Genomic DNA, 24,757 nt, shown 5'->3' with positions numbered 1-24,757 from the left:
ATGCCGGGCCGCGCGCTGGCGGAGCGGTGCGACCCGGTCAGTCCGCCGCGATCGCATGCGGCGTGGCTGCCCGGGCAGGGGTCGCGCCCGGGATGTCCGCATGCATATCCTTGTTTTCGGGAAAGATCGGCCACAGTAATTGCTGGCCCAGCGTCGCCAGCGGCAGATTCTCGACGCCGTAGCTGACGGGATAGGTGCGCGTGATCTTTGCGGTGCCGAACAGGACGTCCCAGAAGAACAGAAGATTGCCGAAATTGCCTTTGTAGTGGACGGCGCCGTCGCTGAGGTGGCGGCCGTGGTGCGCATGATGCGTCGCCGGGGTGCTGATCGTGCGTTCGACGACCCACATCAACGGCGACAGCGCCTTGATCCGGTATAGCGGCTTGTCCCACGCGAAATCGCTGTGGGCGCCGATGATCACCGCCATCTTGACCACCAGATAACCGGCATAGAACCAGCCGAGGCCAAGATAGACCAGGATCCCGGCGAACCAGATGCTCGGCATCATGGCATAATAGAGGATGTTGTTCCGATAGACGAGCCGCACGCTCATATAGCGGGCATTATGGTGGGCGCGGTGGAGATTGTAGAGCCAGGCAAAACTGTGGCTCGCGCGGTGCCACCAATATTGCATCATATCCTCGAAGACGAGGAACAGCGCGAGCGCGGCGAGAAAGGGAATATCCGCGAGGGCGTTGGCATAGTGCGGGAACACCGCATGACCGATCATGCCCACCGTGAACAGGATCAGCGGCTGGGTGACCACCAGCAGCATCAACGTGCTGACGACTTCCAATATACCGTCGTGCCGCGTCTGTTCGTCCTTGGCGAACAGCCGGGTGTAGGCGAGTTCGAGCAACGCGAAGCCGAGATAGATCGCCAGCACGATCAGGCTCGATTGAGCGGTTGTCAGTTGCATGTCCCGGCGCTCCCATGGCCATCGGCAAGTCGTCGCTTGCCATTGCAGCGACCTTGCCACAGGGTTGCGAACGAAAATGCAAAGAACTTATCATTTTGCGATGGCGGCGCGATCGACCCTGTCGCCGCACGAGCTGGTCCAACTGACTGCGCGGGCCCGCGTGCGCGATTTTGCCGATGGCCAGTTCATCCAGCATCAGGGCGATCCGGGCGATGTCTTTTGGGCGGTCGTCGACGGGCATGTGGCGATCGGCCGCTTCGCCGAGGACGGCGCCTTCACCCATTTCGGCGTGATGGGGCGCGGCGACCTGTTCGGTGAAATTGCGTTTTTTACGGGCGTCCCACGTCAGGTCGATGCGCTCGCCAGCGGTGCGGCTCGGCTCGTCGCGATCGATCGGCCGTTGCTGCGGCAATTGATGGCCGCCGACGTCGGCTGGGCCGAACTGCTCCTGCGCAGCCTGTCGCGCCAGCTGGCGGCGACGCTCGATATCATCGATTCCGAACGGCGGCTGTCGACCCCCGACCGGCTGCTCGCGATGCTGCGTGCGATGGCGGCCGACAGCGTCGGCGGCGACCGGATCACCGCGACCCAGCAGCAGCTCGCCGACCTGCTCGGCGTCTCGCGCGTGACGCTGGGCGCGGGGTTGCGCGCGCTGACCGCGCAGGGGCTCATCGAGCGCGGCTATGGTTCGATCCGGCTGACGCACCCCGATGGAGGCGGTTTCATATGAAACCTTTTTATGCTAGGCGAGCCCGATGAAAGACGGCTTCACCCACGTCCACCAGACCCCGCCGCCCGGCGCCGCGGCCGACTGGACGATTTCGCAAAATTGGGGCGCCTTCACCGCCGACGAGCATCAGATGTGGGACCGGCTGTTCGCGCGCCAGTCCGACATGCTGCCCGGCCGCGCCGCCGAGGCCTTCTTGCGCGGCATCGACGTGCTGCGTCTCGAAAAGCCCGGTATTCCCGATTACAGCGAACTCAACGCGCGGTTGATGGCGGCGACCGGGTGGCAGGTCGTCGCGGTGCCCGGACTGGTGCCCGATGCGGTGTTTTTCGACCATCTCGCCAACCGCCGCTTCCCTGCGGGCAATTTCATCCGCACCCCCGACCAGCTCGATTATCTGCAGGAACCCGACGTCTTCCACGATGTCTTCGGCCATGTCCCGATGCTCGCCGATCCGGTGTTCGCCGACTATATGGTCGCCTATGGCGAAGGCGGGCTGCGCAGTCTGAAGTTCGACGCGCTGAAACAGCTCGCAAGGCTTTATTGGTACACCGTCGAATTCGGCCTGATCCGCGAATCGGGCGCCTTGCGCATCTATGGCGCGGGCATCGTGTCGAGCTACGCCGAAAGCGTCTTCGCGCTCGACTCGGACAGCCCCAACCGCATCGGCTTCGATCTCGCGCGGGTGATGCGCACCGACTACCGGATCGACGATTTCCAGCAGAATTATTTCGTCATCGACAGCCTCGATCAGCTGCTCGACACCACGGTGAACACCGACTTCGCGCCGCTCTATGCCGCGAACGACGCCTTGCCGCCGATCGCGATCGCCGACATATTGGACGCCGACGATGTGATCACACGCGGGACCCAGGACTATGCAACGGCGCGAGTTGATTGAAGGCCTGATTGCATTTTCCGCCTCCGCGATCGTGACGAAAGCGGGAGGCGGCATGTTCGACAAGTTGAAGCGGTTTCTGGGCGGTGGCCAGGCCAGCGCCGCTGCGCCCGCAGCGCCGCCCGTGATCGCGCCGATTCATATTGCCGCAAGCGACCTCGATGACGGCGACCTGCCCGCGGCGGAACCAGATCGCTCGCTCGACGCCAGCATGCATTATCTCGACGCGGTGACCAATGCGCACAACGCCACATGGCGCCTTGGTAGTGCGCGGTGGGATGTCGATCTGGATGCCGGCACCATCGTTTTTCACAATGATCGCGACTGGCGGGTTTCGGCCCCTGTGCAGGTGATCGGCACGCTGAACACCGCCGACGGGACCTGGCTGTGGGGATGGGATCATCCGTCGGTGCCCGAACCGCAGCGCGCTCACGCCGCGCTGGTTCGCGACTTCGGGGCGCAATATGGGCTGGAGGCCTTTACGACGCGCCATATCGAGGCGTCGGAAGAGGATGGGTGGCAATTCGCCGCGCTCGCCTGCTACCTCGCCAAGGCGCAGGGCGCCTATCGCGGTCCTTCGGGCCAGACGATGATCTTTATGACCTTCGGCGAGCTGACGATTTCACAAGCCTGACGCGGCGTTACCAGCTTCCGAAACTCGCATCCGCCGGGTCCGAGCGGTGCAAAGCGCGTTCTTTGCGGCGCCAGCCGTACCGGCGGCGCTTGATGAGCAGCAGGCATGGCCAATCGGCGCTGCCGCCGCGCGCGACGAGGCGAAAGCCCTGCGCGCGATAGGCGGCCAGCACCGGCTCCATCTGCCGCGCGATCAGGCCCGCTAGAATCGCATGGCCCCCCGGCGCGGTGACGCTGGCGATATCGGGCGCGAGGGTGATCAGCGGCCCGGCGAGGATGTTCGCGATGACGAGGTCATAAGGCGCGCGGTGCCGGATCGAGGGATGGTCGGTCCCCGGCGCGATTGCGACCGTCAGCCGCCCGCCGCCGCGCCCCAGCGGCACGCCGTTGATGCTGGCATTGTCCCTGGTCACGAAGATGCTCGCGGGGTCGATGTCCGACGCGATCATGCGGGCGCGCGGCCACAGCGCGAGCCCGGCAAAGGCGAGCAGCCCGGTGCCGGTGCCGATGTCGGCGATGTTGCGCGGCACGACGCCCCGCCGCGCCATAAGGTCGAGCATCGCGAGGCAGCCCGCCGTGGTGTCATGCCCCCCGGTGCCGAACGCCTGGCTGGCGTCGATCAGGAAGGACGTACTCCCCGCCGGCACCCGGTCGGCATAGCTGCTGGTATGGACGAAGAAACGTCCCGCCTGCACCGGTTCGAGTCCCTGCTGCGACAGGGTGACCCAATCTTCCTCGGGCAGTTCGGCGACCGTCGGTTTGACGCCCTTCGCGCTCGGAACGAGTTGCTGCAGCAGTTTGAGGAGGGCCGCGCCCGGCTTGTCATCCATATAGGCGTCGAGCTGCCATTTCCCGGCATCCTCGTCGATCTCGCGCGTCACCACGACTGGCGCTTCGGCCATCGCGTCGAGTTCGGGGATTTCTCCCGACAAGGCCTCGGCCTCGGGGCGCGTGCAGGGGAGCGAGACGATCCAGCTCATCGCGCCGCCGCTTCCTTGGCCAGCCGCTCGTCGAGCCGCTTTGCCGCCCCTTCGGCGTAGGTCTTGCACGCATTCGCATCGACCAGCGGTGCTTCGCCCGCCAGCCGTGCGAACAAATTGCTCGCACCCGGATGCGGGGTGATCAGCAGGCCGCAGGGCAGGGTCGGCACCTTGGCGAAGGTGGCGCGCAGCATCGCGACATAATCGGGATGGTCCGAAAAGCGATAATCGTCGGCCGACACCGCCGACAGGCTGTCGACATAGGCGATGGTGCGGCAATCGCCCGCCTCGCACGACCGCCAGGTCCAGCTGGTGCTGCCCGGTGTATGCCCCGGCGTCGCATGGAGGGTCAGGCTGATGTCCCGGATCGGCAGCACTTCGCCGTCCTTCAATTCGCGCGCAACCTTCACCCCGGCAAAGGGCGGGATCGCACCGCGCTGCGGATCGATGGCCTCGGGCTCGCCGCTGGTCAGCGTCGCGACCGCCTCGCGGCGCGCCAGGACCGCCGCGCCGGTCGCGTCCTGCAGCGCCTTCAGCCCGCCGACATGGTCGAGATGTTCATGGCTCGCGAGCAGATAGCGGATATTTTTGGGGTCGAGCCCCAGTGCGCGGATGTTCGCCAATATCCCCGGCGCGGCTTCGGCGGTGGCGCCGTCGATCAGCACCAGCCCGTCGGGCGCCGCGATCAGCAGCGCGCTGATACCGCAGGTGCCGACATAATAAGTGTTGCCGAAAATCTTCGCGGGCGGGGCGGGGTCGCTCCACCCGTCGCGGCCGTCGCACGCGGTGGAGAGCGCCTTGCCGGTCGGCGCGGTAATCGGGGCGGGGGCCACCTGCGGCGTGCAGCCGGCGAGCGCCAGCGCGGCGAACCATGCGAGCCTAGCGGACATAGCTCGCCCCGTTTACATCGAGCACCGCGCCGGTCATCGACGCGGGCGCCTGCATCGCGCACCAGCGCGCCATCTCGGCGACTTCCGCAGGCATCGCGACGCGGCCGAGCGGGATATCGGCGAGCAATTTGTCGCCGCCCCGGCTTTCCAGATATTCCTCGGCCATGCCGGTCATCGTGAACCCCGGGCAGATCGCAAAGGCCAACATGCCTTCCCGCGCATGCGCGCGCGCGATCGTCTTGGTCATCGCGACCAGACCCGCCTTCGACGCGGCATAATGCCAGTGCGCCGGGCTGTCGCCGCGATGCGCGGCGCGGCTGGCGATATTGACGATGCGGCCTTCGGACCGGCGTGCCCGCCAGTGCTGCACTGCGAGGCGGCAGAGTTGCGCGCTCGCGGTCAGATTGACCTGCAAGGTGCGGCCCCAATTGGCAAGCCAGTCGGTGTCGTCCGCATCGATCGGATTCGCCTCGAACACCCCGGCGTTGTTCACCAGCACGTCGATGCGGCCGTCCAGCCTGCCGAGGCTGTCGGTCCAGATCCGCCCCGGCGTCGCGGGGTCGGCGAGGTCGCCGTCGGCGCTCGACAGCGCGACAACCTTTGTCGCGGGGGTCGACAGCGTTTCGGCGATCGCCGCACCGATGCCGCGGCTCGCGCCGGTGATCATTATATGGGTTGCCATGGCCCGCCCTTAAGCGGACCCCAACCCCTTGCCAAGCATGTGGTCGGCGTGCCGGTCAGGCGACGCGGCGGCTGAACTCGCCGGCGGCCTGTTCGAGCGACTGGAGCCGTTCGCCCATCTTGGCGAATTCGTCGCTCAGCACGCTGATCTCGCCCGCGACCATGCCCGAATCGTTGCGGATGCTGGCGATCGTCGACGACATCGAATCGGCCGCGAGCGCGGTTTCATCGACCGCCGCAGTGATCGAGGTGACCGTCTGCGCCTGCGCGTCCATGGCGTCGCGAATGCGCTGTGCCGACAATTGCACCTCGACGATCGTCTGCCGGATCGACTGGTTGGCGGCGACCGAGCCGCGCGTCGCTTGCTGGATCGCGGTGATCTTGCCCGCGATATCGTCGGTCGCGCGCGCGGTTTCGTTGGCGAGGCTTTTCACCTCCTGCGCCACCACGGCAAAGCCGCGGCCCGATTCGCCGGCCCGCGCCGCTTCGATCGTCGCGTTGAGCGCAAGCAAATTGGTCTGCCCGGCGATCTCGCGGATCAGCCCCAGGATCGACTCGATCGATTCGGCGTGGTGCGACAATGTTTCGGACATCGCGACCGCTTCGCCCGCCTGTTCGGAGGCGCGGATTGCGACGTGCGAGCTGGCTTCCACCTCGCTGCGCGCGTCTTCGATCGCGCGGATCAGGCCCGCTGCGGTCGAGGCGGCTTCGCGCATCGCGATCGCCGATTGTTCGGACGCTGCGGCGACTTCGCTCGTTTTGGCGATCATGCCCTTCGCCGCCTGGTCGGCCGACGCCGCCTGCCGGGCCAGTTCGCGGCGCACGCCGTCGGTTTCCTGGACCAGCGAGGCGATCGACTGGTCGAAATCGCCCGCCAGCGCCTGTCGCTCGCCCGAGATCACGGCGCGATTCAGTTTCTCGGCATAGGTTTCCATGATGTCGAATTCGAGCAGCGCGAGCCGGTTGATCGCGGCGCACAGCCGGGTCGTCCGCTCGGCGTCGCCGGCGCAGGCCTCGACGACATAGCGAAAGGTGGCGCGCTGGCTTTCGCCGATGCACGATAGCACCGACGCCAGCGGCAATCCGACGCGCAGCGCCATATGAGTGTTCTGGCAGGCGATCGTCGCCGCCGTCTGGCCATCGGCATGGGCGTATTTTTCGCGCATATGTTTGGCGCTGCCGGCGATATAGCTGGTTAGCAGCTCGCCTTCGACCTTGCGCTCGACCAGCGCCAGGCCGTTGAAACTGTCCCAATAGGCGCGCGCCATCTCGGGCTCGCGCCCCGCGACGATTTCGGCGATTTCGGCGCCGTCCGCCGCGAGGCGGCCGTCGAGGTCGTAGAAGGGAAAGCGGTCCGCCATCAGGATCGGATCGATCTGCTGCTTATGAATGGGATTGTCCTTCACCATGACCCTGCTTCCCTTGTCCTGTTCCTGGCGCGCGGCGCTGCCGTCCGCTGTCACCGGCGAAAATCATCACCGAACTATGTGGGGAAGGGGTAAATTCGGCGTTAACCAGTCGAGCGAAATTTCGGCTCAGGCGTCGCGGCGCACCGGATAGCCCTCGAACGCCTTGATCGTGCGCAGCGCAAAGGCGCTGTGCATCGCCGCGACGCCGGGCAGCCGCGACAGACAGTGGCGGTGCAGCCGGTCGAAATCGGCGACATTGCGCGCCGCAACGCGCAGCCGGTAATCCGACGCGCCCGACAGCAACTGGCATTCCAATATCTCGTCGAAACTCTTCACCGCGCTCTCGAACGCGGTCAGCGCCTCCTCGCTCTGCGAGGTCAGGCTGATGTCGACAAAGACGTCGAGCCCCAGACCGATCCGCTCGGGCGCCAGCCGCGCCGCATAGCCGGTGATGATCCCCTCGGCCTCGAGCGCGCGGATGCGGCGGTGGCACGCCGAGGCCGACAGCCCGACCATCTCGCCCAGTTCCACTGCCGGGCGCGGACCCTGTCGTTGCAGGATGTCGAGGAGCTTGGCGTCGATCCGATCCATCATCGTGCGTCCATTGGCCATATTGCGCGAGATTTGTGCGCGTTCATCGCGGAACGGACGACGATATGCAAGCACCTCGCGCCGCTAAGCTGCTATATCGGCGGCATAGAGTCGGTAGCGACCAACGGACTACCGGCGGCGGTTTGATAACGGAGAGCGCAAGATGATCATCGGCACCCCCAAGGAAATCAAGAACCACGAATATCGCGTCGGCCTGACCCCCGAAAGCGTGCGCGAACTCCATGCCCATGGTCACCGTGTGCTGGTCCAGACCGGCGCCGGCGAGGGCATCGGCGCGCACGACCGTTTCTATGTCGAGGCGGGCGCCGAAATCGTCGCCACCGCCGAGGAGATCTTCGCGACCTGCGACATGGTGGTGAAGGTCAAGGAACCGCAGCCCGTCGAGCGCGCGATGCTGCGCCCGGGCCAGATCCTCTACACCTATCTCCACCTCGCCCCCGATCCCGACCAGACGCGCGACCTGATGGCGTCGGGCGCGGTGTGCATCGCCTATGAAACCGTCACCAGCCCGCATGGCGGCCTGCCTTTGCTCAAGCCGATGAGCCAGGTCGCGGGGCGCATGTCGATCCAGGCCGGCGCGACCGCGCTCGAAAAGGCGCATGGCGGCCGCGGCGTGCTGCTCGGCGGCGTTCCCGGCGTCGCGCCGGGCAAGGTGTGCGTGATCGGCGGCGGCGTCGTCGGTTTCAACGCGGCGCAGATGGCGGCGGGCCTCGGCGCCGACGTCACCATCCTCGACCGCGATCCCGAAGTGCTCGAACGCGTCGGCACCTTTTTCGAGGCGCGCGCCAAGACGCGCTTCTCGAACCGCGCCAACCTCGCGCAATGCGTCGCCGAGGCCGACCTGGTGATCGGCGCGGTGCTGATCCCCGGCGCCGAGGCGCCCAAGCTGGTCACGCGCGCCATGCTGTCGACGATGCAGCCGGGTTCGGTGCTCGTCGACGTCGCGATCGACCAGGGCGGCTGTTTCGAGACCAGCCACGCGACGACCCACGCCGACCCGACCTATGTCGTCGACGGCATCGTCCATTATGCGGTCGCCAACATGCCGGGCGCGGTCGCGCGCACCAGCACCTATGCGCTCAACAATGTCACCCTGCCGCATGCGCTGCGCATCGCCGATCTGGGGTGGAAGGAAGCGCTGAAACGCGACACGCATCTTGCGCAGGGACTCAACGTCTGGAATGGTAAGGTGACGTTCGAAGCCGTAGCCGAAGCGGTCGGGACGGACTATGTGCCTGTGGAGCAGGCACTCGCCTGAACACAAGGACTTGAGACTGCAATGACCCCCAGCGAAGACCTCCCCGAAACCGGCACCGGCGAAGAAAGCGAAAACGAAGTCCTGCGCGCCGCGCGCGAACTGCAGGCGCAAAAGGACGCCGCCGAGGCGACCGAGGCCGCCGACAAGGATGCTGGTGCGGGCAAGAAAAAGGGCTGGAAAACCGCCGCTGCCGCCGCCGGGATCGGTATCGGTTCGGCGGCGGTGGTGGCCGCGCTGCTTTACGCGAACCGCGGCAAGAAATAATCAGGGCATTCCGATTTCGCTGCCCTTGGGGTTGGTGAAACCGTCGGTTCCGAGCAACCAGATGTCCTCGTCGGCCATGATGATGCCCATGTCGATCGGCACGTTATAGCGCACGAAATAATGGATTTCGGTCGGCTGCGGGTCGAGCAGGTGCGACACGACGAAAAAGGCCTTCTCCTTCATCTCCTTGTCTGGGCGCGAGTCGATCATCATGCAGCTCTTGAGGAAAGGCCGCCAACTGGCGACTTTCCCGGCGGCGTCGATGTCGAAGCGATAGTGGCCGCCGAGCGGAAAGACTCCCGTGGTCACCGACGGTGACATGATATAGGCGCGTATCCGTCCGTTGCCGTCGGGAGGCAGGATAACGCTGTTGGCGCTGCCCTCGGTGCAGAAGCCCAGCTTTTCCTTCACGAAGCGCTCAGTCGCTGCGTCGCGGGCGTCGACAAGCCGGTTGGCGAGCGGCGACAGGGCGGCATCCTCGCCTTTCGGCACCAGCCCGCCTTCGACCACCGCCGCGCCCTGCATCACATAACGCACGATCGCGTAACGCGGACCGTTCCGCTGGCCGAAATAGGTGACTAGCAATTTGCCGTCGTCATGCGGTTCGACGACCCAGCCGCGCAGGTCGGGATAGTCGGCGGGTTTGATCAACGCCAGCAGCGCATCGGTGCTGTGCCAGGCCGCCTGGTCATATTGATAGATCAGCTTGCCCGTCGCCATCGCCTCGGCATTGGCGGTCTTTTCGGCTTCGGTGACCTCGGCCATGGCGGTGGGCGCCAGCGCCGCCGCCATCAGGCCGACGGTCGCCGTGGCCAGAACCGCGTTTTTCCGCTTGATCACGCCCGTCTCCCCCGTTCTAAGGGGCGCAGGGTCGCAAATATTCCCGCGCCGTGCAACAAAGGCTCCTAAGCAATTGCATATCGCGGCCATGGCGCTAAACCGGCGCCCATCGACCGACTAGAGTCAGAAACGGGGCTGATATGGCTGGCAAGCAAACGAGCGGGCGACCGCTCTCGCCGCATTTGCAGGTTTATAAATGGGGACCCGCGATGACGGTCTCGATCCTCCACCGCGCGAGCGGGGACGGATTGGCGATCGTCGGCGCGAGCATGTTCCTGTGGTGGCTTTATGCCATCGCGGCGGGCCCCGAGGCCTATGCGGCGTTCGTCGCCTGCGTCTGGCACGATCCGAGCCCCGATGCCGGCACCTTCCACATGATCACCAACCTGCTCGGCAAGATCGTGCTGGTCGGTCTGACCTGGGCCTTTTTCCAGCACATGTTCTCGGGCCTCCGCCACTTCGTCCTCGATGCGGGCGCGGGTTATGAGCTCAAGACCAACAAGATGTGGTCGATCGTCGTGATCGCCGCCGGCGTGTTCGCGACCGCCGCGACCTGGCTCTACATATTGGGGAGCGCACTCTGATGGGCAACGGCACACATCTCGGCAAGGTCCGCGGCCTCGGCTCGGCCCAGCATGGCTCGCACCACTGGCTGCAGGCGCGGCTGACCGCGCTCAGCAACCTGCTGCTCGTCGGCTTCCTCGTCATCTCGCTGCTCCGCCTGCCACTCGGCGATTTTGCGGCGGTCCATCGCTGGGCCTCGCAACCGATGGTCGCGCTGGCGCTGATCCTGCTCGTGGTCAGCATCTTCGTCCATCTGCGCCTCGGGCTGCAGGTGCTGATCGAGGATTATGTCCATGGCGACGCGACGCGGTTGCTCGCGCTCGTCGCGCTCAATTTCTACGCCATCGGCGGCGCCGCATTCGGGATCTTCACGATCGCCCGCATCGCATTGGCGCCCATGGCGCTCGGCCCGGGGGGCATGTGACATGACCGAAGCCTATAAGATCATCGACCATATCTATGACACCGTCGTCGTCGGCGCCGGCGGTTCGGGCCTGCGCGCCACGATGGGCGCTGCCGAAGCCGGGCTCAAGACCGCGTGCATCACCAAGGTGTTCCCGACGCGCAGCCACACCGTCGCGGCGCAGGGCGGCATCGCCGCCTCGCTGGGCAACAACAGCCCCGACCATTGGCAATGGCATATGTACGATACGGTCAAGGGCTCCGACTGGCTCGGCGACCAGGACGCGATCGAATATATGGTCCGCGAAGCGCCGCAGGCGGTCTACGAGCTCGAGCACGCCGGCGTGCCGTTCAGCCGCAACCAGGACGGCACCATCTATCAGCGCCCGTTCGGCGGCCATATGCAGAATATGGGCGAAGGCCCGCCGGTCCAGCGCACCTGCGCCGCCGCCGACCGCACCGGCCACGCGATGCTCCATGCGCTCTATCAGCAGTCGCTGAAATATGACGCCGACTTCTTCATCGAATATTTCGCGCTCGACCTGATCATGGAAGACGGCGCGTGCCGCGGCGTGATCGCGCTGTGCATGGAGGATGGCAGCATCCACCGTTTCCGGTCGCAGGCCGTCGTGCTCGCGACCGGCGGTTATGGCCGCGCCTATTTCACCGCGACTTCGGCGCACACCTGCACCGGCGACGGCGGCGGCATGGTGCTGCGCGCCGGCCTGCCGCTGCAGGACATGGAATTCGTCCAGTTCCACCCGACCGGCATCTATGGCGCGGGCGTGCTGATCACCGAAGGCGCGCGCGGCGAGGGCGGTTATCTGACCAATTCCGAAGGCGAGCGGTTCATGGAACGCTATGCCCCGTCGGCGAAGGATCTGGCGTCGCGCGACGTCGTCTCGCGCTCGATGGCGCTCGAAATCCGCGAAGGCCGCGGCGTCGGTCCGCACAAGGACCATATCTACCTGCACCTCGACCATATCGCGGAAGCCGTGCTCGCCGAACGCCTGCCCGGCATCACCGAAAGCGGCAAGATCTTCGCGGGCGTTGACTTGACGCGCCAGCCGCTGCCAGTCGTGCCGACGGTCCATTATAATATGGGCGGCATCCCCTGTAACTATCATGGCGAAGTCGTCACGTTGAAGGACGGGAATCCGGACACCGTCGTGCCCGGCCTGTTCGCGGTCGGCGAAGCGGCGTGCGTGTCGGTCCATGGCGCCAACCGCCTCGGCTCGAACAGCCTGATCGACCTCGTCGTCTTCGGCCGCGCCACCGGCCACCGGCTCAAGGAACTGCTGCAGCCCGGCGCCGCGCAGGCCGCGCTGCCCAAGGACAGCGCCGATCTCGCGCTCGGCCGTCTCGACCATTTCCGCAATGCCAATGGCGGCTCGCCGACCGCCGTGGTGCGTGACGAGATGCAGCGCGCCATGTCGGCGCACGCCGCGGTGTTCCGCACCGACGAACTGATGGCGGAGGGCAAGGAAAAGCTCGCCAAAACCTATCAGCGGATGAACGACATCGGCGTCACCGACCGCAGCCTGATCTGGAACACCGATCTCATCGAAACGCTCGAGCTCGACAATCTGATCAGCCAGGCGACGGTGACGATGCATTCGGCGTTCAACCGCAAGGAAAGCCGCGGCGCCCATGCGCATGAGGATTTCCCGAACCGCGACGATCCGAACTGGATGAAGCACAGCATCAGCTGGTTCGACGGCTGGGGCGGCAAGGGCGGCGGCGTCCGCCTCGATTACCGCCCGGTCCACGAATATACGCTGACCGACGATGCGGAATATATCAAACCGAAGGCGCGCGTTTATTGAGGCTGGTCGGCTTCTGGCTCGCCGCCGGGCTTCTTTCGGGATGCGCCGGGGCCGCAGCTGGGAAGGACGCGCGCGCCGAGGCGGTGGTCGCCCGCACCAAGGCGCCAGCTACCGACTATTCACTGTTCGTCTGGACGGAGATCAACCCCGACCAGAGCGACATCGTCGACGGCTGGACCGCCGAGTTCCATAGCGGCTCGCGCCACCGCGTCGAGACGCCATGGGATCGTGTCGTGGCGGACTGCGCCGCGATGACCGGACGCCATCTGCACCTGCCGACGGGCAAGGTTCGGACCGGGCGCGAAGTCGCCAACTCCGCTTGCGGAATCGACACCAATGCGGTCGCCGACGTCAAATATGTCGGAAAAATGGAAAGCGGCTATGGCGAATTGGATATCGTGTCGCTGACCTCCGCCGCCGACCGCACCTATTGGGTCGATCGCGACGGAATTCTCGTACGCACCGAATTTACCCGCGTCGGGCAGCCGGAGGAGTGGGTGCTGCGCAACTGGGCGGTGCATATCGACCGGACGACGCCGGATGCCGCCATGTTCGCCGACGATTCATTGTCGCGATCCTATGTTCCCGAACAATATCGGGTCAGGACCAAGCCCGACCATCCGCTGGAGTTCAGCGCCGAATAGCCGCCGCAGGCCTGTTGGCCGACGCTTAATCGCTCCCGAACAGATCGTGGATCGGATTGAGGTCGGTGAATGGCTGATCGACGGCCTGGCCCATCAGCCACAATTTCTGGCACGCGATCAGGAAGAACATCAGCGCGATCGTCCACACGATGATCGTCTTGATGACCTTCCAGCGTTTGGCTTCATAGACGGCCCGCGCGCGCGCCTTATAGTCGATGCCCAGATCGCCTTCGAATTCGGCGACCAGCTGCGCGCGGCGGGTACGCGAAATATTCGCGAGGCTCGCATTCTGTTCGTCACTCGTCGGTCGGCGCGTCGCCATCATGCCTGTCCTGCGCAAAACGCTAATGTCACACCTTGCTCAGTAAGCCCGAGCCACTGATAAAGCGTTAACCCGGTTTCACGAAAGCGCGACGCCGATCAGCTTGATCCGCGCGGTCGCGCCGCGCAGCAGCGTCAGGTGGCGCGGTGCGATGTCGAGCGCCGCCGCCAGCAGCCGCAGCACCGCCTCATTGGCGGCGCCGTCGGCGGGCGGGGCGGTGACGCGCAACTGCACGATGTCGTCGACGAGGACCACCGCATCGCGGCTCGCGCCCGGCGTCACCCGCACCTCCAGCCGGCCGCCCGCCGCAAGGTTGCGCAGCGCGGCGGTCAGCGCGGGGTCGGGACGATATTTCAGATGGTGACGACCAGCTTGCCGACCGCGCTCCGATCGCCCAGCTTCGCGATCGCCTGGCCGCCATCGGCGAGCGCAAAGCTTTCGGTCACCCGCGGCTTGATCTTGCCTTGCTCCCACAAAGCGAACAGCCGAGCGATATTGGCGCGGTTGCGCTTGGGTTCGCGCGCGACGAAGGCGCCCCAGAAGACGCCGGCGACATCGCAACTCTTGAGCAGGGTCAGGTTGAGCGGCAGGCGCGGGATGCCGGCGGGGAAACCGACGACGAGGTAGCGGCCCTCCCACGCGATCGAGCGCAGCGCGGGCTCGGCATAATCGCCGCCGACCGCGTCATAGATGACATTGGCGCCGCCCGGTCCGACCGCCGCCTTGAACTTTTCGGCGAGCGCCTTCGATCCGTCCTTGTCGAACGGCTGATAGCCATAGACCACGACCTCGTCGGCGCCCGCTTGCCGCGCGATCTCGGCCTTGGCTTCGCTCGACACGCCCGCGACGACGCGCGCGCCGAACGCCTTGCCCAGCTCGACCGCGGCGATGCCGACGCCGCCCGACGCGCCGAGGACGAGCAGGGTGTCGCCTTCCTTGATATGTCCGCGATCGACCAGCGCGTGGATGCTGGTGCCATAGGTCATCAGCAGCGACGCGCCCTCGGCGAAATCATGGCTGTCGGGCAGGTGATAGACATTGTGCGCGCCGACCGCGACCGCCTCGGACATGCCGCCATTGCCGCAGCCCGCGATCACCCGGTCGCCGACCTTGAAATCGGTCACGCCCTCACCGACCTCGGCGACCAGCCCCGCGACCTCGCCGCCGGGGGCGAAGGGGCGTTCGGGCTTGAACTGATATTTGTCCTCGATGATCAGCACGTCGGGGAAGTTGACCGCGCAGGCCTTCACGTCGATCACGATCTGTCCGGCGCCGGCGCTCGGTCGCGGCAATTCGCCGATGGCCAGCGTTTCGGGGCCGCCGGTGGCGGTCGACAAGAGAGCCTTCATCATCTTCTCCTCACAGGGGTTACAGCGCGGGTTGCAGCCAGGGCCGGTCCTGCGCCAGTTTCGCTTCATAGGCGCCGATCGCGGCGTCGCTTTTTTCGGTGATCGAAATTTCGTCGAGCCCTTCGAGCAGGCACATCTTGCGGAACGGGTCGATCTCGAAGGCGAAGCGATCCTGGAACATCGTCGTCACCGTCTGGTTTTCCAGGTCGACATGCACCGGATCGGTCGCAGCAACCTCCAGCAGCCGGTCGATCGCCGCCTGTGGCAGCACGACGGGCAGGATGCCATTCTTGACCGCATTGCCCGAGAAAATGTCGGAGTAGGAAGGCGCGATCACGACGCGGATGCCGAGATCGCCGAGCGCCCAGGCGGCATGCTCGCGGCTCGATCCGCAACCGAAATTGTCGCCCGCGATCAGGATCGGCGCGCCCTGGTACGGCGGATTGTCGAACAGATTGGCGGGGTCGGTGCGCAGGCTCTCGAACGCCCCGCGCCCCATACCCTCGCGTGTCGTGCCCTTCAGCCAATGCGCGGGGATGATGACGTCGGTGTCGATATTCTTGAGACCCAGCGGGATCGCGCGGCCGTCGACCTGGTTCAGCGGGGTCATGCCATCAACTCCCGCACATCGGTCAGCTTGCCGGTCACCGCCGCCGCCGCCGCCATCGCAGGGCTGACGAGGTGGGTGCGGCTGCCCGGCCCCTGGCGGCCGACGAAATTGCGGTTGCTGGTGCTGGCGCAGCGTTCGCCCGCCGGCACCTTGTCGGGGTTCATCGCGAGGCACGCCGAACAGCCCGGTTCGCGCCACTCGAGCCCCGCGTCGGTAAAGATGCGGTCGAGCCCTTCGGCCTCGGCCTGCGCCTTCACCAGGCCGCTACCTGGAACGACGATCGCCCATTTGACGTTGTCGGCCTTCTTGCGTCCCTTGATGACGGCGGCGGCGGCGCGCATGTCCTCGATGCGGCTGTTGGTGCAGCTGCCGATGAAGATATTTTCCACCGGCACGTCCTGCATCCGCGTGCCGGGGGTGAGGCCCATGTAAGCGAGCGATTTCGCGGCGGCGGCCTGTTTCGACGGGTCGGCGAAGCTCGCGGGATCGGGGACGACCCCGGTGATCGGCACGACATCCTCGGGGCTGGTGCCCCAGGTGACGCTCGGCGCGATATCGGCGGCGTCGATGACGACGACCTTGTCATAGGTCGCACCCGCATCGGTCGCGAGGCTTGTCCAATAAGCCACCGCCGCGTCCCAATCGGCGCCCTTCGGCGCATAGGGGCGGCCCTTGAGATAGGCGAAAGTCACCTCGTCTGGCGCGATGAGGCCGGCGCGCGCGCCGCCCTCGATCGCCATATTGCTGACCGTCAGCCGGCCCTCGATGCTCAGCGCACGGATCGCGCTGCCGGTATATTCGATGACATGGCCGGTGCCGCCCGCCGCGCCGATCGTGCCGGTGATGTGCAGGATGATGTCCTTGGCCGACACGCCCGGCCCGACCTCGCCCTCGACGCGCACTTCCATCGTCTTCGCGGGCTGGAGCAGCAGGGTCTGCGTTGCCAGAACATGTTCGACCTCGCTCGTCCCGATGCCGAACGCCAGCGCGCCGATGCCGCCGTGGCACGCGGTGTGGCTGTCGCCGCAGACGATCGTCGTGCCGGGCAGCGAGAAACCCTGCTCGGGCCCGACGACATGGACGATGCCCTGCTCGGGCGCAGTCGCGTCGATATAGCGGATGCCATATTCGGGGGCGTTCTTTTCGAGCGCCGCCAGCTGTGCGGCGCTTTCAGTGTCGGCGATCGGCAACCGCGTGCCGCTCGCATCCTTGCGCGCCGTGGTGGGCAGATTGTGGTCAGGGACCGCCAGCGTCAGGTCGGGACGGCGCACCTTGCGCCCGCTCGCGCGAAGCCCGGCAAAGGCCTGCGGGCTGGTGACTTCATGGACGAGGTGACGGTCGATGAAGATCAGGGCGGTACCATCGGGGCGCTGTTCGACGACATGCGCGTCCCAGATTTTCTCATAAAGGGTGCGGGGCCGAGTCATGCGGTTCACTTAAGCCCCCCCGACAACAATGCAAGCGAGTGGCGATCCAAAACGCAATTTTCGGTCGCGTGCTCTGATTTTCCCTTCGTCATGCCGAACTTGATCCGGCATCCCGCTTTGCGACGTGGACAAGCGGGACCCCGGATCAAGTCCGGGGTGACGAGGAGATGATGGTGTGGCTGCCACAATCGGCCTATAATCGCCCCATGTCGCTGCCCGCCATCCTCGCCCTCGTCCTCGCCACCGTCGTGGCGATGGAATTTGTCGCCTGGGGCAGTCACAAATATATCATGCACGGCTTCGGCTGGGGCTGGCACCGCGACCATCACGAGCCGCACGCCAACAGCCTCGAAAAGAACGACCTATTCGCGATCTTCGGCGCGGCGCTCAGTATTTCGATGTTCGCGGCGGGCAGCCCGATGATCCTCGGCGCGGCGGCGTGGGAGCCGGGAACATGGATTGGGCTCGGCGTGCTGTTCTACGGCATCATCTACACGCTGGTGCACGACGGCCTCGTCCACCAGCGCTATTTCCGCTGGGTGCCGCGCGGGGGATACGCCAAAAGACTGGTACAGGCGCACAAGCTCCACCATGCGACGATCGGCAAGGAGGGCGGGGTCAGCTTCGGCTTCGTCTTCGCGCGCGACCCGGCGAAGCTGAAAGCCGAGCTGAAGGTGCAGCGCGAGGCGGGAATCGCGGTGGTGCGCGAGGCTATCGCTGATTAGCCCGTGCGATAATCGGCGGTGATCACCCCTGCCGCTGCCAGCTCGGCCTCATGGCTTTCCTCGCGCCACTCCTCGAGCAGCGCTTGCCGCTCCCATTCCTGCATCGCGGGGTGCGACAGGATATGGTCGACCCAGGCCTGCCCGGCGCCGACGTCGAGGCCATAGGTGCGGATGCGAAAGGCGACCGGCGCGAAGAACGCATCGACCGCCGAAAACTGTGCGCCGGCGAGCCATGGCCCGCCGAAGCGCGCCAGCCCCTGCTCGAACAATTCGCGGATGCGCGCGACATTGGCGGTCAGCGCATCGGACATCGGCTTGGGCGTCACGCGCACCCCGACATTCATCGTGCAATCGTTGCGCAGCGCCGAAAAGCCGCTGTGCATCTCGGCGGTGGCGCATTGCGCCCAGGGGCGCGCGTCGGGATCGACCGGCCACACACCCTCGTGCCGGTCGGCGAGATAGAGCGCGATTCCAAGCGAATCATAGATGGTGCGCCCCTCGTGGAGCAGCGCGGGCACCTGTCCGGTCGGCGAAAAGCTGCGGAACGCCTCATAATTCACCGGCTGCGCGAACGGCTCGATCCGGTCCTCAAACGCGATGCCCAGCCCCTGCATCAGCATCCAGGGGCGCAGCGACCAGCTCGAATAATTGCGGTTGGCGGTGATCAGCTCGTACATGCTTCGCGCTCCTGGGCGACGATGGGGGAGGTGTAGTCGGGGTCGTGGGCGAAGGGCAGCGGAGCGCCATCGCCCAGCGCCGCAAGCACGGCGCCGAAATCGGTCTGCGCGCGCCAGCCGAAGCGGCGCTCGGCGCGCGACGGGTCGTAGACGCGGTCGATCGTCGCGGGGAGCACCCAGCCCGCGGCGGCATAAAGCGCGGCCGCATCGGGATGGTGGCGCGCGATTACCGCACGCGCGTCGCGGGCCAGTTCCTCGGCGTCCTCGCGTACAAAGGGCGGCGGGGCCGACAGGATGAAGGTGTCGCAGCCGATCGCCGGCGCGGCCTCGAGCGCGGCGAGATGCGCGGCGGCGGCATCCTCGACCGTCAGGCGGCGGTTCAGCAATTCATTCGCCTTCAAATTCGGCCCGCTCGGGGTCGCATGGGTGTCGTCGTCCTCGGGAAAGAAGCGTCCGGTGCGCAGGATCAGGGCGTTGATGCCATGCTCGCGGTGGACGAGCTTCACCGCCTGTTCGGCGGCAAGCTTGGTGATGCCATAGATGTTGCGCGGCTCTACGGGCGCGAAATCCTCATCCATCCACCACGCGCCGTTTTCGCCCGCGCCCGCGCGGACATCGGCGCGCACCATCAGCGAGGTGGTCGAGGTGAAGAGGAAGCGGTCGTTGCCCGCCGCGACCGCCGCCTCGATCAGGTTCAGCGTGCCGCTGACATTGACATCGACGAACGCCTGGCGCGGATAACGCACGATGTCGGGCTTGTGCAGCGCGCCGCCGTGGATCACCGCTTCGATGCCATGCTCGCCCATCGTCCGGTCGATCAGCGCGCGGTCGGCGACGGTGCCGATGACCTGCGTATCGGCGCCGGGGACGACGTCGAGCCCGGTGACATCATGGCCGTTCCGGGCAAGCAGCGGCGCGAGATAGCGTCCGAGCCACCCCGAGGACCCGGTCAGCAGGACGCGCATCGATGATTCTCCTCCCGGCCTTCGACGCGCGCCTGATACACAGGCGGCGGGTCAGTGGGCAAGGTCGTCGGGTGCAACCGCTTTCGGAGCGCCGCCCGTCGGCGCGGGCAGTTCGCTGAGGTCGAGCCAGTGTGCGTCGGCGCGCTTGTGGTAACTGTCGATCGCGGCGAAGGGGATGCGGAAGGGGAACCCCCAATCGCTGTTCCACATCGCGACCACCCCCGTCCGCGTCGCGGGGTCGAAAATCATCGTCGCGCGATAGCCCGAAACCGCGCCCGAATGGCCTTCCAGCCGATGCCCGTCATAGGTGAAATTGCGCCAGCCCAAACCATAGGATGCGTCGCTGATGGCCTGCCGCAGCGCGCCGCCATAGAGCCGCGCCGTGCCGACGCGGGGACGATGGGCGATCTGCAACACCGGCTTCGGCAGCACATCGGGGCGCTCCCCCATCATCGCCTGCATCCAGGTGGCGAAATCGACGATATCGCTTTCGACCCCGGCGGCGGCGGGAACGCGCCAATAGGCCTCCTTGACCGGGCGGCTAATCTGCCCATTGCGGTGCGGTCTGGCCCAATCCTTGGCACCCGTCAGCCGCGCCATGCCATAACCCGCGCTGACCATGCCCAGCGGGCGAAACAACCGGTCCTCGACCGCATCGGAGAAGGGTTCGTTCGCCGCCTTGCCCAATATCTCGTTCGCCGTATCGAAGGCGATATTCTGATAGGTGTGGCAGGTGCCGGGTTCGCATTGCAGCGGTGCGGTGGCCAGGCTCATGCGCAGCAGCGCGGGATCCTGCCCCTCTTCCAGCTTTTCGTCATAGGCATTTTTGGTGAGGCCCGAGCGCTGGGCGAGCAGCTGGTCGAGCGTGACATGCGTTTCGGCGCCGCCGGGCAGGCGCAGCGACGTGCGCCAGCTGGCGACCGGACGGTTCAGGTCGACTTGGCCATTCTTCGCCAGCGTCGCCGCCAGGGTGCCGGTTGCGGTCTTGGAGACCGAGGCCCAGCGGAACAGCGTCTGCGGCGTGACCGGCGCCCGGGTGTCGCTGTCGGCGACGCCATAGGTGCGCACGAAGCGCAATTCGCCGTCCTCGACCACCGCCACCGCCAGCCCCGCCATTTCGGGCCGCTGCGACAGGTCCGACAATTGTTTGTCGAGCGCGCGATAATCGATCCGCCCGCGCCACTCGGCGGGGGTGTCGGGCAGGTTCGCCGGCGGCTTGATCGGGATCGCGACGCTGACGAGCGGGTGGTTCCCGCCAAAGGCGCGAAGCCCATACCAGCCCGACAACCCCAGCGCGGCGACGGCGATCAGAAATATAAAAAAGCGCTTCATGGACTCGTGACTGGATGGCGACCTTATCTTTGGTCGTGGTCTTAGCCGCGACTTCCTCCGCCGTCACCCCTGCTGCGGTCAGGCTCCCAAAAAGCGCCACGCCTTGCATGTCCCGACGGCATAAACCGCCCCATAGACGAGGACGATCGCCGACGACCAGATCGCGAAAGCGTCGCTATGCTGCGGCCGCCACAGGTGCAGCGGCACGAAAATCAGTGCGCGCAGCAGATAGATGGTCGTGATGACGACCAGCCCCGTCCGCAGCAGCGGCAGGCGCGGCAGCGACCCCGCGCCCGAAAAGGCATAAGCCGCCCAGACCAGCAGGACGGCGGCGATGCCCAGGGTGATCAGCGTCGGCCGCAGATCGCCGCGCGCCGCCGCGCGCGCCATGCCTTCGCCGGCGCCGAAGACGCGATACCAGTCTGGCCCGCCGAAAATGCAGGCGACATGGAGCAGCGCGGCCAATACCGACAGCCACCCGCCGACGATCAGCCAGGCGGCGCCGGGGCTGGCCGCGACGTCAGGCAATATAATGGGCGGTCGTCTTTGCGGCGACGTCCTCGGCGGTGACGCCGGGGGCGAGTTCGATCAGCCGGAACGGGCTGTTATGATCGTCACGCTTGAACACCGCGAGGTCGGTGATGATCATGTCGACGACATTCTGGCCGGTCAGCGGCAGGGTGCAGGCCGGGATGAACTTCGGGCTGCCGTCCTTGGCGTTGTGCTCCATCACGACGATGATCTTCTTCACGCCGGCGACGAGGTCCATCGCGCCGCCCATGCCCTTGATCATCTTGCCCGGGATCATCCAGTTGGCGATGTCGCCGTTCTCGGCGATCTCCATCGCGCCCAGGACAGTGAGGTCGATATGCCCGCCGCGGATCATCGCGAAACTGTCCGATGAGCTGAAATAGGCCGACTGCGGCAGCTCGCTGATCGTCTGCTTGCCCGCGTTGATCAGGTCGGCGTCCTCGTCGCCCTCGAGTGGGAAGGGGCCGATGCCGAGCATGCCGTTTTCGGACTGGAGCGTCACCGTCATCCCCGCCGGGATATGGTTCGCCACCAAGGTCGGGATGCCGATCCCCAGATTGACGTAATAACCGTCCTGCAGTTCCTTTGCGGCGCGCGCCGCCATGTCATCACGCGTCCAGGCCATGTCAGTTAGGCTCCCATTTTTTGTCGGAGGGGAAAGCGTCGTCCCAGCCCAGTTTTTCCCATGGACCATAGACGGGGTTGGGGAACAGGAACCAGCCCTTGTCCCATAATGTGGATGCGCCCGCGCTGGTCGCGAGCGCCATGCGGGTCGCGGCGGGCAGGTCCTTGGCGTTGAACTGCTGGCTGAAGTCGCCGAGCTGGTCGCCGCCGAGGATGATGACGCAATATTTCGCGGCGATCGTGGCGCGGCGGCCGTCCTTGCTCGACCCGCCGGCGTCGTCGCCCATCAGGAAAAGCGTCTCGCCATGCTTGAACGCGCCAAGGCCCGCAGCGCGCAGCGTATCCTCGCTGCCCTTCGCATTGGCAGCGCTGCGGTTGGTGTTGGCGATGACGGTGATGCCTGCGGCGCGCAGGGCGTTGACCATCTCGACCGTGCCCGGCATCGCGACCGCCTTGCCCGCGCCACTCTTTTCCCATTGGTCCCAGACTTTGGGGTCGAAGCTCGTGCCTTGTTGGGCAAAATGGCGCATCGGGCCGAGGTTCCAGATGAGCGTTTCGTCGGCATCGAACACGGCCGCGAAGGGTTTGTCGCCGCACGGCTCGAACGCCGGGGCGTCTATGCCCGCGCCGGGCGCCAGCACGACGCTGTCCTTCGGCCGCGCCTTGATCCGCCAGATGCCATAGTCGGCGATCCGCGCATTGGTCGCGCGCACCGCAACGGCGGCCTCGGGCGAGCCATAGAGATATTGCAGCGCGACCGGCGGCTTGGCGGCTTCGGCTGGCGCGGCGGCGGGCGGCGGAGTCGTCGCGACCTCGGCCGGCGCGCTCGCACAGCCCGCCAGCAACAGCGCGGCCGTCAGGGCGAAGCTACGCATCACGCTGTCTCGCGCGGCCGAACCGTGCGGAACTCGATCTTCTTGTCATAGGGCGCACCGACGATCATGCGCTTCACATAGATGCCGGGCAGGTGGATGGCGTCGGGATCGAGGCTGCCGGTCGGCACGATTTCCTCGACCTCGGCGACGCAGATCTTCGCCGCAGTCGCCATCGGCTGGTTGAAGTTGCGCGCCGTCTTGCGGAAGATGAGGTTGCCGCTCTCGTCGGCCTTCCACCCCTTGACGATCGCAAGGTCGGCGAAGATGCCACGCTCGAGGATATAATCCTGCCCGTCGAAATTCTTCACGTCCTTGCCCTCGGCCACCAGCGTGCCGACGCCGGTCTTGGTATAGAAGCCCGGAATGCCCGCGCCGCCCGCGCGGCAGCGTTCGGCGAGCGTGCCCTGCGGGCAGAATTCGACCTCGAGTTCGCCCGCCAGATATTGCCGTTCGAACTCCTTATTCTCGCCCACGTAAGACGAGATCATCTTCTTGACCTGTTTGGTACGCAGCAGCTTGCCGAGACCTTCGCCGTCGATGCCGGCGTTGTTGCTGGCGATGGTGAGGTCTTTGGTGCCCGCATCGCGGATCGCGTCGATCAGCCGTTCGGGAATGCCGCACAGGCCGAAACCGCCCGCGCAAATCTGCATGCCGTCGAAGAGCAATCCTTCGAGAGCGGCGGCGGCGTCGGCGTAGCGCTTGTTACCCATGAACGGACTCCTCGTGGTTGCGGCGGCGACCTTGGCGTATTTGATCCATCAATTCTAATTTTTCTAATTTTCGATTATGCATAAATGATGTCTATCAGTCGCGTCTCGCTCTACCATCTCGAAACCTTGCTGTGGATCGACCGGCTCGGCACTTTTTCGGCCGCCGCCGAACGGCTCAACACCACCCAGCCCGCAGTGTCCGCGCGGATGCGCGAGCTCGAACAACGGCTCGGCTCGACGCTGTTCCGCCGCGACGGGCGGACGATGTCTTTGACCGCGGCGGGCCGCAAGCTGGTGCGCGACTGCGATCCGCTGCTGCGCGACATGCAACTCGCGCTGCTCGGCAGCGGCGGTTATGGCGAGGCGAGCGGCGTGGTGCGCATCGGCGCGGGCGAGATCGCGGCGGCGAGCTGCCTCCCCGGTTTTGTCGCGGCGCTCAAGGCCGACATGCCGAACGTCGGCCTCGAAATCGAAATCGACCTGACCGCGAACCTGATCCAGCAATTGCTCACCGGGCGCACTGACATCGCCTTCGCCGCCGGGCCGATCGCGCATCCCGCGCTCAAGACCAGCCCGATCGGCGAGGTCGCGCTCGTCTGGCTCGCCAGCCATGCGGTCGCTGCGGCTTTCGCGGAGGGCGCAGCGGTCCCGGTCTGGTCGCTCGCGAGCCATTCGCCGATCCACGGCCGGATGCGCGACGCGATCAACGCCTCGCGCATCGCGCCGAAATCGCTGAACCTGTGCAACAACGCCCGCACCATGATCGACATCGCACGAACGGACGGCGGGGTCGGCATCTTTCCCGAGCCGATGGTGCGCGGCGACCTGGCGAGCGGCGCGCTCATCGAGATCGCCGACATGCCGGCACTGGCCCCGGTCGAATTTCATGTCGCGATGCGCGTGTCGGACAGCGAGCCGGTGCTGGCGCAGATCTTCGACCGCGCGGCAGCGCTTGATCTGGCGGATGCGGTGGTTTGAGCGCGAGCGGGCGGGGCGGAACGCGACATCTATCTCCCCTCCCGCAGGCGGGAGGGGTTGGGGGTGGGCGCGAGCGTAGCGAGCT

Annotated in this window: 30 protein-coding genes; 11 read left to right on the top strand and 19 right to left on the bottom strand. The window is 66.1% G+C overall.

Going from position 1 to position 24,757, the window contains the following annotated elements:
* Window positions 1–37: 37 nt before the first annotated feature.
* Complete coding sequence (locus tag ACREB7_RS14600) at window positions 38–919, bottom strand: sterol desaturase family protein (protein ID WP_431593003.1); 882 nt, start codon at window positions 917–919, stop codon at window positions 38–40.
* A gap of 76 nt (window positions 920–995) precedes the next feature.
* On the opposite strand from ACREB7_RS14600, the gene ACREB7_RS14595 reads away from it, so the two are divergent.
* From ACREB7_RS14595 to ACREB7_RS14585, 3 genes are read left to right on the top strand one after another with little or no spacing between them, the layout of a single operon-like run.
* Window positions 996–1,649 carry a Crp/Fnr family transcriptional regulator gene (locus tag ACREB7_RS14595; protein ID WP_431593002.1) on the top strand — a complete coding sequence of 218 codons (654 nt, stop codon included), beginning with the start codon at window positions 996–998 and terminating at the stop codon, window positions 1,647–1,649.
* A gap of 25 nt (window positions 1,650–1,674) precedes the next feature.
* Entirely contained in the window at window positions 1,675–2,547 is an 873-nt protein-coding gene (gene phhA, locus ACREB7_RS14590; protein ID WP_431593001.1) for a phenylalanine 4-monooxygenase, read from the top strand.
* Between the two features lie 52 nt (window positions 2,548–2,599).
* Window positions 2,600–3,178, top strand: a complete 579-nt coding sequence (locus tag ACREB7_RS14585) for a DUF6882 domain-containing protein (RefSeq protein ID WP_431593000.1) — start codon at window positions 2,600–2,602, stop codon at window positions 3,176–3,178.
* Window positions 3,179–3,185: 7 nt separating this feature from the next.
* Here the strand turns inward: ACREB7_RS14585 and ACREB7_RS14580 are convergent, their stop codons facing one another.
* From ACREB7_RS14580 to ACREB7_RS14560, 5 genes are all read right to left on the bottom strand, one after another.
* Window positions 3,186–4,157 carry a 50S ribosomal protein L11 methyltransferase gene (locus ACREB7_RS14580; protein ID WP_431592999.1) on the bottom strand — a complete coding sequence of 324 codons (972 nt, stop codon included), beginning with the start codon at window positions 4,155–4,157 and terminating at the stop codon, window positions 3,186–3,188.
* The gene (gene bla / locus ACREB7_RS14575; protein ID WP_431592998.1) at window positions 4,154–5,047 is read right to left on the bottom strand and encodes a subclass B3 metallo-beta-lactamase; all 894 of its coding nucleotides are present in this window, start codon (window positions 5,045–5,047) and stop codon (window positions 4,154–4,156) included. Before bla ends, ACREB7_RS14580 begins: the two co-directional genes overlap by 4 nt.
* On the bottom strand, window positions 5,037–5,729 hold the full coding sequence (locus ACREB7_RS14570) for an SDR family NAD(P)-dependent oxidoreductase (RefSeq protein ID WP_431592997.1): 693 nt from the start codon (window positions 5,727–5,729) through the stop codon (window positions 5,037–5,039). Before ACREB7_RS14570 ends, bla begins: the two co-directional genes overlap by 11 nt.
* Before the next feature lie 55 nt (window positions 5,730–5,784).
* Complete coding sequence (locus ACREB7_RS14565; RefSeq protein ID WP_431592996.1) at window positions 5,785–7,137, bottom strand: methyl-accepting chemotaxis protein; 1,353 nt, start codon at window positions 7,135–7,137, stop codon at window positions 5,785–5,787.
* Between the two features lie 126 nt (window positions 7,138–7,263).
* Window positions 7,264–7,731 (bottom strand): Lrp/AsnC family transcriptional regulator, encoded by a 468-nt coding sequence (locus ACREB7_RS14560; protein ID WP_431592995.1) that lies wholly within the window; start codon window positions 7,729–7,731, stop codon window positions 7,264–7,266.
* Between the two features lie 160 nt (window positions 7,732–7,891).
* Here ACREB7_RS14560 and ald point away from each other — a divergent pair, with 160 nt between their 5' ends.
* Window positions 7,892–9,007: an alanine dehydrogenase gene (ald, locus tag ACREB7_RS14555; RefSeq protein ID WP_431592994.1), complete on the top strand. Its 1,116-nt coding sequence runs from the start codon at window positions 7,892–7,894 to the stop codon at window positions 9,005–9,007.
* A gap of 21 nt (window positions 9,008–9,028) precedes the next feature.
* Window positions 9,029–9,271: a hypothetical protein gene (locus tag ACREB7_RS14550; protein ID WP_431592993.1), complete on the top strand. Its 243-nt coding sequence runs from the start codon at window positions 9,029–9,031 to the stop codon at window positions 9,269–9,271.
* Here the strand turns inward: ACREB7_RS14550 and ACREB7_RS14545 are convergent, their stop codons facing one another.
* Window positions 9,272–10,111 (bottom strand): hypothetical protein, encoded by an 840-nt coding sequence (locus tag ACREB7_RS14545; RefSeq protein ID WP_431592992.1) that lies wholly within the window; start codon window positions 10,109–10,111, stop codon window positions 9,272–9,274.
* Window positions 10,112–10,320: 209 nt separating this feature from the next.
* On the opposite strand from ACREB7_RS14545, the gene sdhC reads away from it, so the two are divergent.
* From sdhC to ACREB7_RS14525, 4 genes are read left to right on the top strand one after another with little or no spacing between them, the layout of a single operon-like run.
* Entirely contained in the window at window positions 10,321–10,695 is a 375-nt protein-coding gene (sdhC, locus tag ACREB7_RS14540) for a succinate dehydrogenase, cytochrome b556 subunit (protein ID WP_431592991.1), read from the top strand.
* Window positions 10,695–11,099 (top strand): succinate dehydrogenase, hydrophobic membrane anchor protein, encoded by a 405-nt coding sequence (sdhD, locus tag ACREB7_RS14535; RefSeq protein ID WP_431592990.1) that lies wholly within the window; start codon window positions 10,695–10,697, stop codon window positions 11,097–11,099. The genes sdhC and sdhD overlap by 1 nt, the downstream gene beginning before the upstream one ends.
* A 1-nt stretch (window position 11,100) precedes the next feature.
* A complete protein-coding gene (gene sdhA, locus ACREB7_RS14530) occupies window positions 11,101–12,903 on the top strand; it encodes a succinate dehydrogenase flavoprotein subunit (protein WP_431592989.1) in 1,803 nt (600 codons plus the stop codon).
* On the top strand, window positions 12,900–13,547 hold the full coding sequence (locus ACREB7_RS14525) for a hypothetical protein (protein WP_431592988.1): 648 nt from the start codon (window positions 12,900–12,902) through the stop codon (window positions 13,545–13,547). Before sdhA ends, ACREB7_RS14525 begins: the two co-directional genes overlap by 4 nt.
* A 25-nt stretch (window positions 13,548–13,572) precedes the next feature.
* On the opposite strand, the gene ACREB7_RS14520 is transcribed toward ACREB7_RS14525, so the two are convergent.
* The 5 genes from ACREB7_RS14520 to leuC form a co-directional block, all read right to left on the bottom strand.
* Window positions 13,573–13,869, bottom strand: a complete 297-nt coding sequence (locus ACREB7_RS14520) for a hypothetical protein (RefSeq protein ID WP_431592987.1) — start codon at window positions 13,867–13,869, stop codon at window positions 13,573–13,575.
* A gap of 78 nt (window positions 13,870–13,947) precedes the next feature.
* Window positions 13,948–14,157, bottom strand: a complete 210-nt coding sequence (locus tag ACREB7_RS14515) for a DUF167 domain-containing protein (protein WP_431592986.1) — start codon at window positions 14,155–14,157, stop codon at window positions 13,948–13,950.
* Between the two features lie 65 nt (window positions 14,158–14,222).
* Window positions 14,223–15,218: an NADPH:quinone oxidoreductase family protein gene (locus ACREB7_RS14510; RefSeq protein ID WP_431592985.1), complete on the bottom strand. Its 996-nt coding sequence runs from the start codon at window positions 15,216–15,218 to the stop codon at window positions 14,223–14,225.
* Window positions 15,219–15,237: 19 nt separating this feature from the next.
* A complete protein-coding gene (gene leuD / locus ACREB7_RS14505) occupies window positions 15,238–15,828 on the bottom strand; it encodes a 3-isopropylmalate dehydratase small subunit (protein ID WP_431592984.1) in 591 nt (196 codons plus the stop codon).
* Window positions 15,825–17,255: a 3-isopropylmalate dehydratase large subunit gene (gene leuC, locus ACREB7_RS14500; protein WP_431592983.1), complete on the bottom strand. Its 1,431-nt coding sequence runs from the start codon at window positions 17,253–17,255 to the stop codon at window positions 15,825–15,827. Before leuC ends, leuD begins: the two co-directional genes overlap by 4 nt.
* Window positions 17,256–17,461: 206 nt before the next feature.
* Between leuC and ACREB7_RS14495 the strand changes: the two genes are divergently transcribed.
* Window positions 17,462–17,980 carry a sterol desaturase family protein gene (locus ACREB7_RS14495; RefSeq protein ID WP_431593004.1) on the top strand — a complete coding sequence of 173 codons (519 nt, stop codon included), beginning with the start codon at window positions 17,462–17,464 and terminating at the stop codon, window positions 17,978–17,980.
* Here ACREB7_RS14495 and ACREB7_RS14490 read toward each other — a convergent pair.
* From ACREB7_RS14490 to ACREB7_RS14460, 7 genes are all read right to left on the bottom strand, one after another.
* A complete protein-coding gene (locus ACREB7_RS14490; protein ID WP_431592982.1) occupies window positions 17,977–18,657 on the bottom strand; it encodes a glutathione S-transferase family protein in 681 nt (226 codons plus the stop codon). The two genes, ACREB7_RS14495 and ACREB7_RS14490, sit on opposite strands and share 4 nt — an antisense overlap.
* Complete coding sequence (locus ACREB7_RS14485) at window positions 18,645–19,622, bottom strand: NAD-dependent epimerase/dehydratase family protein (protein ID WP_431592981.1); 978 nt, start codon at window positions 19,620–19,622, stop codon at window positions 18,645–18,647. Before ACREB7_RS14485 ends, ACREB7_RS14490 begins: the two co-directional genes overlap by 13 nt.
* A gap of 51 nt (window positions 19,623–19,673) precedes the next feature.
* Window positions 19,674–20,954 (bottom strand): serine hydrolase domain-containing protein, encoded by a 1,281-nt coding sequence (locus tag ACREB7_RS14480; RefSeq protein ID WP_431592980.1) that lies wholly within the window; start codon window positions 20,952–20,954, stop codon window positions 19,674–19,676.
* Between the two features lie 78 nt (window positions 20,955–21,032).
* Complete coding sequence (locus tag ACREB7_RS14475; RefSeq protein WP_431592979.1) at window positions 21,033–21,482, bottom strand: hypothetical protein; 450 nt, start codon at window positions 21,480–21,482, stop codon at window positions 21,033–21,035.
* Complete coding sequence (locus ACREB7_RS14470; RefSeq protein ID WP_431592978.1) at window positions 21,475–22,110, bottom strand: CoA transferase subunit B; 636 nt, start codon at window positions 22,108–22,110, stop codon at window positions 21,475–21,477. Before ACREB7_RS14470 ends, ACREB7_RS14475 begins: the two co-directional genes overlap by 8 nt.
* 1 nt (window position 22,111) lies before the next feature.
* Window positions 22,112–22,984 (bottom strand): HAD family acid phosphatase, encoded by an 873-nt coding sequence (locus ACREB7_RS14465; protein ID WP_431592977.1) that lies wholly within the window; start codon window positions 22,982–22,984, stop codon window positions 22,112–22,114.
* Window positions 22,984–23,694, bottom strand: a complete 711-nt coding sequence (locus tag ACREB7_RS14460; RefSeq protein ID WP_431592976.1) for a CoA transferase subunit A — start codon at window positions 23,692–23,694, stop codon at window positions 22,984–22,986. Before ACREB7_RS14460 ends, ACREB7_RS14465 begins: the two co-directional genes overlap by 1 nt.
* A gap of 87 nt (window positions 23,695–23,781) precedes the next feature.
* Here ACREB7_RS14460 and ACREB7_RS14455 point away from each other — a divergent pair, with 87 nt between their 5' ends.
* Entirely contained in the window at window positions 23,782–24,672 is an 891-nt protein-coding gene (locus ACREB7_RS14455) for a LysR family transcriptional regulator (RefSeq protein ID WP_431592975.1), read from the top strand.
* Window positions 24,673–24,757 lie beyond the last annotated feature (85 nt).

Origin of the sequence: Sphingopyxis sp. (assembly GCF_050725615.1) — a bacterium.
In the GTDB taxonomy this organism is placed as follows: domain Bacteria; phylum Pseudomonadota; class Alphaproteobacteria; order Sphingomonadales; family Sphingomonadaceae; genus Sphingopyxis.
This window is presented reverse-complemented; position numbering and strand designations above follow the sequence as displayed.

What these genes read in the sequence shown, in the direction of transcription:
- ACREB7_RS14485 (WP_431592981.1), bottom strand. Translation starts at nt 19,622, where the DNA reads ATGCGCGTCCTGCTGACCGGGTCCTCGGGGTGGCTCGGACGCTATCTC.
- ACREB7_RS14470 (WP_431592978.1), bottom strand. Translation starts at nt 22,110, where the DNA reads ATGGCCTGGACGCGTGATGACATGGCGGCGCGCGCCGCAAAGGAACTG.
- sdhA (WP_431592989.1), top strand. Translation starts at nt 11,101, where the DNA reads ATGACCGAAGCCTATAAGATCATCGACCATATCTATGACACCGTCGTC.
- ACREB7_RS14560 (WP_431592995.1), bottom strand. Translation starts at nt 7,731, where the DNA reads ATGATGGATCGGATCGACGCCAAGCTCCTCGACATCCTGCAACGACAG.
- ACREB7_RS14495 (WP_431593004.1), top strand. Translation starts at nt 17,462, where the DNA reads ATGTCGCTGCCCGCCATCCTCGCCCTCGTCCTCGCCACCGTCGTGGCG.
- ACREB7_RS14565 (WP_431592996.1), bottom strand. Translation starts at nt 7,137, where the DNA reads ATGGTGAAGGACAATCCCATTCATAAGCAGCAGATCGATCCGATCCTG.
- ACREB7_RS14595 (WP_431593002.1), top strand. Translation starts at nt 996, where the DNA reads ATGCAAAGAACTTATCATTTTGCGATGGCGGCGCGATCGACCCTGTCG.
- ACREB7_RS14585 (WP_431593000.1), top strand. Translation starts at nt 2,600, where the DNA reads ATGTTCGACAAGTTGAAGCGGTTTCTGGGCGGTGGCCAGGCCAGCGCC.
- leuC (WP_431592983.1), bottom strand. Translation starts at nt 17,255, where the DNA reads ATGACTCGGCCCCGCACCCTTTATGAGAAAATCTGGGACGCGCATGTC.
- sdhD (WP_431592990.1), top strand. Translation starts at nt 10,695, where the DNA reads ATGGGCAACGGCACACATCTCGGCAAGGTCCGCGGCCTCGGCTCGGCC.
- ACREB7_RS14455 (WP_431592975.1), top strand. Translation starts at nt 23,782, where the DNA reads ATGTCTATCAGTCGCGTCTCGCTCTACCATCTCGAAACCTTGCTGTGG.
- phhA (WP_431593001.1), top strand. Translation starts at nt 1,675, where the DNA reads ATGAAAGACGGCTTCACCCACGTCCACCAGACCCCGCCGCCCGGCGCC.
- ACREB7_RS14510 (WP_431592985.1), bottom strand. Translation starts at nt 15,218, where the DNA reads ATGAAGGCTCTCTTGTCGACCGCCACCGGCGGCCCCGAAACGCTGGCC.
- ald (WP_431592994.1), top strand. Translation starts at nt 7,892, where the DNA reads ATGATCATCGGCACCCCCAAGGAAATCAAGAACCACGAATATCGCGTC.
- ACREB7_RS14570 (WP_431592997.1), bottom strand. Translation starts at nt 5,729, where the DNA reads ATGGCAACCCATATAATGATCACCGGCGCGAGCCGCGGCATCGGTGCG.
- ACREB7_RS14580 (WP_431592999.1), bottom strand. Translation starts at nt 4,157, where the DNA reads ATGAGCTGGATCGTCTCGCTCCCCTGCACGCGCCCCGAGGCCGAGGCC.
- ACREB7_RS14600 (WP_431593003.1), bottom strand. Translation starts at nt 919, where the DNA reads ATGCAACTGACAACCGCTCAATCGAGCCTGATCGTGCTGGCGATCTAT.
- ACREB7_RS14490 (WP_431592982.1), bottom strand. Translation starts at nt 18,657, where the DNA reads ATGTACGAGCTGATCACCGCCAACCGCAATTATTCGAGCTGGTCGCTG.
- sdhC (WP_431592991.1), top strand. Translation starts at nt 10,321, where the DNA reads ATGACGGTCTCGATCCTCCACCGCGCGAGCGGGGACGGATTGGCGATC.
- ACREB7_RS14550 (WP_431592993.1), top strand. Translation starts at nt 9,029, where the DNA reads ATGACCCCCAGCGAAGACCTCCCCGAAACCGGCACCGGCGAAGAAAGC.
- bla (WP_431592998.1), bottom strand. Translation starts at nt 5,047, where the DNA reads ATGTCCGCTAGGCTCGCATGGTTCGCCGCGCTGGCGCTCGCCGGCTGC.
- ACREB7_RS14480 (WP_431592980.1), bottom strand. Translation starts at nt 20,954, where the DNA reads ATGAAGCGCTTTTTTATATTTCTGATCGCCGTCGCCGCGCTGGGGTTG.
- ACREB7_RS14520 (WP_431592987.1), bottom strand. Translation starts at nt 13,869, where the DNA reads ATGGCGACGCGCCGACCGACGAGTGACGAACAGAATGCGAGCCTCGCG.
- ACREB7_RS14465 (WP_431592977.1), bottom strand. Translation starts at nt 22,984, where the DNA reads ATGCGTAGCTTCGCCCTGACGGCCGCGCTGTTGCTGGCGGGCTGTGCG.
- ACREB7_RS14460 (WP_431592976.1), bottom strand. Translation starts at nt 23,694, where the DNA reads ATGGGTAACAAGCGCTACGCCGACGCCGCCGCCGCTCTCGAAGGATTG.
- leuD (WP_431592984.1), bottom strand. Translation starts at nt 15,828, where the DNA reads ATGACCCCGCTGAACCAGGTCGACGGCCGCGCGATCCCGCTGGGTCTC.